The sequence below is a fragment of the Bacillus sp. 7884-1 genome, from assembly GCF_002272245.1.
Lineage (GTDB): Bacteria > Bacillota > Bacilli > Bacillales > Cytobacillaceae > Neobacillus.
Window position 1 is genome coordinate 1 of record NZ_NPDD01000040.1, and the last position, 6,976, is coordinate 6,976.

Consider the following 6,976-nt stretch of genomic DNA (forward strand, 5'->3'; position numbering starts at 1 on the left):
GATTATTCCAAGAAGCATTCCTTAGTGGAGCGCAAATCAACAGCCAAGTTTAACACAGCCTACAATAAAAAAGGCCGTTCGATGGGGAACGGCCTTGGTATGATTAACAATCTGTGCAGTATTCAGTTTTTGCACCGCGGTAGGCACCATGCCAAGTAGGCCCGACAAATTCATTTAAGCGGAAGCCTTGGCTGATAGCTGCTGAAATGAAATCTTTTGCAACTTCAACCGCTTCAACAACGGAACTGCCCTTTGCCAGCTCTGCAGTAATCGCAGATGAGAAGGTACAGCCAGCACCATGGGTGAAGTTCGTCTCGATTTTATCTGATTCAAAAATAGTGAAGTCTTTACCATCGTATAGAAGGTCAATTGATTTTTCCTCTGTTAAAAGCTTGCTGCCGCCTTTAATGACAACATACTTCGCACCTAAATCGTGAATCTTTACAGCCGCTTCCTTCATCTGCTCTAAGGTTTTAACGTGTCCCATTTGAGCTAATTGGCCAGCCTCGAAAAGGTTAGGTGTCACAACTAAAGCTCGTGGCAGTAACAATTCACGCATAGCATCAGTGGTTTCAGGATTTAAGACCTCATCCTCGCCCTTACACACCATAACAGGGTCAATGACGACTGTTTCTAATTTATGTTCATCGATCACCTTTGCTACTAATTCAATAATTTCAACCGTACCAAGCATACCTGTTTTCATTGCGTTAATTCCTACAGATAGGACGGTATCAATTTGTGGTTTTAGAGTCTCAACGGAGATTGGAAATACACTGTGGTGCCAATCCTTAGGATCCATCGTAACGATGGTAGTCAGTGCTGTCATTCCATACACACCTAGTTCTTGGAATGTTTTGATATCAGCTTGAATTCCTGCACCCCCGCTTGTGTCCGAACCCGCGATTGTCATAACCTTTTTAATTGTCATATGTATTCCTCCTAAAGCTAGTTGTAAAAACACTATTCCTATTATAAATCAAACGTAGAAATATAGTAGAGATTTAAAACATGATTTTGTCAGAAAAATGACAAATTACTGTTTCTATATTATTTAGATGTTTATATGTGATAATTCTTACTTCCGAGAAAAAAGACTCATCGTACGATAGTACCAAAGATACAAAAGAATATTTGGAATCGCTTACAAATCGTGATTTGGGCAGTTGATTTTAAAAAAATTCGATAATCTGACACAAAGATGACTGAGATTCGTCAAAGTCCTGTGATTAAGGCTTCGATATTTATTATAAATTTAAAAGGCAAAGCTAATTCATTTAGATGTGCTGTAGATTGTGATAAATGTCGCTGAGAAGGCTGGTTAACATTATTACAATTGAAAACGCCTAGAATGTTAATTCCTGAAAGGAGGGAAAGCAAATGTACCGCAAAGGATGTCCTGATGAATATCCGATTACCCTAATTTTAAATGGGTATGAGATTGCCGTATTTCAACTAACTAAACATGATTTAGAGGATTGGGCCTATGGTTATTTGTTTTCTGAAGGATTTATTCAGGAAGCGAGTGAGATTGAATCCATTACCATTAATGAGGAGATGGGAAGCATCAACGTCTCACTTCTGAATGGATTTAATGAAGAAGAGTTATTTACGAAAAAGAAACACTATACGGCTGGGTGCGGCCGCGGAGTCACATTTTTCTCGATGACAGACGTGAAAAATTTTCAAAAAGTAGCTACTGAATATAGATATAAATTGAGTTATTTATTAAAAAAACAGAGTGAATTTGCTCGGAATTCACCGTTTTACTTGGAAACTGGCGGCATGCATGGTGCCTGTATTGTAGATGAAGCAGGCAATATCACCGTCCGTGAAGATATTGGGCGGCACAATGCCGTCGATAAGATCATTGGCCACACACTACGAATGGGTTTACAGCCTGAACGGTTAGTTTTATTAACAACCGGCAGGGTTTCATATGAAATGCTTTCCAAAGCAGCGAAATTCGGCTTTCCTGTTATTGGTTCACGAACAGCCGCTACCAAGCAGGCTGTTCAATTGGCTAAATATTTAAACATAGAGGTTATTGGCTATTTACGAGGGAAAATGGCTAATATTTACACCTCAACAGGCCGAGTTGACAATGATTTATTGGAAATATCCGCTGTAGAGATGCATTGGAGGGGGGAGTAAGAACAAGGTAAACCATTAAAGAAAAAAAGGAATGTTCTATTTAATACTGGGAAGGAGATAGAAAAATGGTTGAAATCAACTTAAACCGCCGGCAATTCTTAAAGTTGTCTGGTGCTACTGCAGCCACTCTAGCAGTTGTTGAACTAGGCTTTAATGAGAAAAAAGCATATGCCAGCACAAAAGAATTCAAAATTGCCAAATCAACTGTTACACCAACTATTTGCTGCTTTTGCGGCGTTGGCTGTGGGATTTTAGTCCATACAAAGGACAACACTGTGGTTTATACGGAAGGGGATCCGGATAACCCAATTAACGAAGGTAAGCTATGCAGTAAAGGAACAACAATTAGACAGTTATATACTTCTGAAAAACGTATTAAGAAACCGCTTTATCGTGCACCAGGCAGTAATAAATGGGAAGAAAAGGATTGGGAATGGATGTATGAAACCATTGCCAAGCGTACAAAAGAAACTCGTGATAAAACTTTTGTTGTAAGTGAAGATGGCATGACAGTGAATAAGACCGAGGCAATTGCAAGCCTTGGCGGAGCAGCTCTTGATAATGAAGAGACGTACCTGCTTTCTAAAATGATGAGAGGGCTTGGTGTCACCTATTTAGAGCACCAGGCACGAATATGACATAGTTCTACGGTTGCCGGTCTGGCACCTTCATTTGGTCGTGGAGCAATGACTAACAGTTGGAATGATGTGCAGTATACCGATTGTGCGTTGATTATGGGCGCAAATCCAGCTGAGAACCATCCAATTAGCTTTAGGTGGTTAACAAAAGCAAAAGAGAATGGCGGAAAAATAGTAAGCGTTGACCCTCGTTACACAAGAACATCGTCAATGTCTGATATTTATGCCCCTTTACGCTCTGGAACAGATATTCCGTTTATCGGCGGGATGATCAAATATGCGCTAGAAAATAATCTTTACCACAAAGAGTATGTTGCTAAATATACAAACGCTAGCTTTATTGTAAGTCCAAGCTATAAATTTGAAGACGGCTTATTCTCTGGATATAACGAAGATAAGCGTGCTTATGATAAAACACAATGGGCATTTGAAAAAGATGCCGAAGGAAAACTTGTTAAAGACTTCACATTAGAACACCCAAGATCCGTTTTCCAATTAATGAAAAAACATTACTCTCGCTATGATGTTGACGCAGTTGTAAAAATCACTGGAACACCAAAAGCCGACCTATTAAAGGTATATGAAGCTTTCTGTGCAACGGGTCAAGTCGGTAAAGCAGGAACCATCATGTATGCAATGGGAACAACCCAGCATACAGTTGGAACACAAAACGTTCGTGCGTTTGCCATGATTCAGCTTCTACTTGGTAACGTTGGTTTACCAGGCGGCGGGGTTAACGCAATGCGTGGTGAGTCTAACGTACAAGGCTCAACTGACTTTGGATTATTATATGGTAACTTAACAGGCTACTTAAATGCACCAACATCTAAGGTTCCGGAGAATGCGACACTCGCTGGCCACATGGAAAAAGAAACACCAAAAACAGGTTATTGGAGTAACAAGCGGAAGTTCATTGTCAGCTTATTAAAAGCTTGGTATGGACCGAATGCAACAGCAGCAAATGAATTTGGCTATCAATACCTGCCAAAAGGCAATAAAAACTACTCACACATTAACTTATTTAAGGCTATGTATGACGGCACGCTAGAAGGTGCATTCCTTTTCGGAACAAACCCAGTAGTCGGCGGACCGAATGCAGGCAAAGAAAAAGAAGCACTTTCCAATTTAAAATGGTTAGTAGCTGTTGACCTTTGGGAAACAGAAACTTCTGCCTTCTGGCAAGAAGAGGCTGGCAGTAACCCATCTAAGATCAACACAGAGGTATTCCTTCTTCCAGCATGTTCTTCCTATGAAAAAGAAGGAAGTATATCTAACAGTGCCCGCTGGATGCAGTACCGCTGGCAGGCAATTAAGCCGCTTGGTGAATCAAAAGCAGACTTAGAGATTATCCATGAGCTTGCTACTAGAATCAAAGGTTTATATAAAAATGAAGCAGGTCCAGCCGCAGCTCCAATTAATGCTCTTTATTGGAACTATGGTGAAGGTCATCACCCAGATATCGACCTTGTTTGTAAGGAAATCAACGGGTATGACGTGAATACAGGCAAGCTAATTGCCGGCTTTGGAAATCTAAAGGATGATGGTTCAACATGTTCAGGTAACTGGATTTATTGCGGATTCTACCCTGAAGAAGGCAAGAACCGTGCGAAAAACCGGGATAAGAAAGATACCGGAATGAGTTTATATCTAAACTGGTCGTATGCATGGCCGATGAACCGCCGTATTCTTTACAATCGCGCTTCATGTGATCCAAACGGTGTTCCATACAATAAGGAAAAAGCGGTTGTATGGTATGATGCAGTACAAGGTAAATGGACAGGAGTGGACGTTCCGGACTTTGTTGCAACAAGGAAACCTGGCGACGCGGGCTTTGAGGATCCATTTATCATGATGAATGATGGTGTAGGTGGAGTTTATGCACCAACATTAAACGATGGTCCGTTCCCTGAACACTATGAGCCGTTTGAAAGCCCGGTTAAGAATCCATTCTCAAGCCAGGAAATTAACCCTGCTATTCAATTATTTGATGGCAAATTTAATGAGCGCGGCTTCAAGGCAGATTTCCCAATTGTGGCAACCACTTACCGAGTAAGTGAGCACTGGCAATCTGGTACGATGACACGTAACCAAGCATGGTTATCAGAGCTTGTACCTCATATGTATATTGAAATGAGCGAAGAGCTAGCAAAAGAAAAGGGCATTAAAAATAAAGATAAAGTCATTGTCAGCTCTGCACGAGGCGAGGTCAAAGCTTATGCAATGGTAACAAAGCGCTTCAAGCCTCATAAGATCGATGGCAAAGATGTTCATCAAATCGGAATGCCGTGGCATTTTGGCTATAAAGGTATCGCAACTGGGGAGACAGCTAATCGCCTGACGCCTCATATCGGGGATGCGAATACAACTATTCCTGAATATAAGGCATTCCTCTGTAACGTAAGGAGGGCTGACTAATGGCTGCTGAATATGTGAAATTTGTTGATGTGACCAAGTGTGACGGCTGTCGCGCCTGTATGGTTGCCTGTAAAAACTGGAATGACCTTCCGGCTGAACCACAGGACTTCTTAGGGAGCGCTCAGTCACATGCTAAGACAACGGCAGATACTTGGAATGTACTGCAATATATCGAGCATGAAGATTCAAAAGGCAATCTTGACTACCTTTTCCGCCACTCAGCATGCTTCCACTGTACAGATGCTGCCTGTGAAAAGGTTTGCCCGGAAAATGCAATTAGCTACACGGATTTTGGTACTGTTGTCATTGATCATGAGAAATGTGTAGGCTGTGGATATTGCGTAAATAACTGTCCATTTGAAGTTATTTCCCTTAAGGAATACGTTGATAAAAATGGTGACAAATATCGTAAAGCAAATAAATGTACAATGTGTACAGACCGTCTTGAAGAAGGCCTGCAGCCTGCCTGTGTAACTACTTGTCATACAGGGGCTATGGAATTCGGCGACAAAGCTGCGATGATCAAGAAAGCAGAAGATCGTGTGAAACAAATTAAAGATCGTTATCCAAATGCAATGGTCTACAATCCACAAGGTGTCGGCGGAACGCATACGGTTTATGTATTAGCAGAAAAGCCATCTGTATATGGTTTACCTGAAAACCCTAAAGTTCCAACTTCCGCTGTGATTTGGAAAGACTATGTACAGCCAATTGGTAAAATGATGATCGGTGCGACTACAATGGCAGTTGTAGGAGCATTTATTACGAACACGATTATTAGTAAGAAAAAGAATGGTAAAAACGAAGACGGAGGTGAGCACCATGAGTAAACCTCAAAATTCGACTGTAAAGGTGAAACGTTTTTCAAAGGCATTTGTTTGGGCGCATGCTGTTAACGCGATTTCATTTATTGCTCTCTATATCACAGCCTTGCCAATGTACACAGAGTTTTTTGACTGGTTATACCCGGTGCTTGGCGGACCAGAAGGTGCACGTCTACTTCACAGAATTTTCGCCGTGGCGTTTATTACACCAACGTTTATCTGGGTTATTTTTGACTTCAAGGGCTTCAAGCTTTGGATGAAAGAACTTGTTACCTGGAAGAAACGTGACCTAGAGTTCTTTACAGAGTTTGTTAAGGAGCTATTTGGTTTCAATTTCAAGCACGTAAAGCAAACATTCTTTAACGCTGGTGAAAAGATTAACTCAATCATTCAAATTTTCACAGCAATCTTAATCATTGGTTCAGGCTTACCAATGTGGTTCCCGCAGTTCTTCCCAAGAGCGGTTGTTCAGTGGGGATATTTATTGCACAACGTAGGCTTTGGTCTTGCGATTGCGGTAGTGGTCGGACACATCTATCTATCTGTTATACACAAAAATTCTAAACCAGGATATACCGGTGTTATTACAGGTGAAGTACCTGCATGGTGGGCAAAGGAACACTATACAGAATGGTACGAGGAAGAGGTTAAAAAAGGCAACTTCCCTAAACTAGACGACCCGCATAAACCAACCAGCCCTGACAAGAAAAAGAAAAAAGGCGCATGATAACGAAAAGCGGAAGCGCCTTGGTCAGCCCCGACAAGCGCTGGAGGTCCTGCAGGTGAAGTCGCTCTTTGACTTCATCTGCAGGACCGAAGTGACCTCGAGGGGCAAGGCGCTGTAGCTAGACATCACATTAAAAGTTAATAATAATAAAGGCTGTCTCTTGCAGGACAGCCTTTATTTAAAGGCTATGTTAAAGCTTAATATTGATTTTGGCACTG

The 6,976-nt window shown here is 41.4% G+C and carries 5 protein-coding genes; 4 read left to right on the plus strand and 1 reads right to left on the minus strand.

Annotation, left to right across the window (positions count from 1 at the left end):
* Positions 1-103: 103 nt before the first annotated feature.
* Complete coding sequence (gene pdxK, locus CHI06_RS05755) at positions 104-931, minus strand: pyridoxine/pyridoxal/pyridoxamine kinase (protein ID WP_095247471.1); 828 nt, start codon at positions 929-931, stop codon at positions 104-106.
* Positions 932-1,380: 449 nt separating this feature from the next.
* Between pdxK and fdhD the strand changes: the two genes are divergently transcribed.
* The 4 genes from fdhD (at position 1,381) to CHI06_RS05780 (ending at position 6,758) form a co-directional block, all read left to right on the plus strand.
* Entirely contained in the window at positions 1,381-2,154 is a 774-nt protein-coding gene (gene fdhD, locus CHI06_RS05760; protein ID WP_095247472.1) for a formate dehydrogenase accessory sulfurtransferase FdhD, read from the plus strand.
* Between the two features lie 74 nt (positions 2,155-2,228).
* Complete coding sequence (gene fdnG, locus CHI06_RS05770) at positions 2,229-5,207, plus strand: formate dehydrogenase-N subunit alpha (protein WP_142300929.1); 2,979 nt, start codon at positions 2,229-2,231, stop codon at positions 5,205-5,207.
* Positions 5,207-6,037: a 4Fe-4S dicluster domain-containing protein gene (locus tag CHI06_RS05775; protein ID WP_095247475.1), complete on the plus strand. Its 831-nt coding sequence runs from the start codon at positions 5,207-5,209 to the stop codon at positions 6,035-6,037. The genes fdnG and CHI06_RS05775 overlap by 1 nt, the downstream gene beginning before the upstream one ends.
* Complete coding sequence (locus CHI06_RS05780; protein ID WP_095247476.1) at positions 6,030-6,758, plus strand: formate dehydrogenase subunit gamma; 729 nt, start codon at positions 6,030-6,032, stop codon at positions 6,756-6,758. The genes CHI06_RS05775 and CHI06_RS05780 overlap by 8 nt, the downstream gene beginning before the upstream one ends.
* The last annotated feature ends 218 nt before the right edge of the window (positions 6,759-6,976 follow it).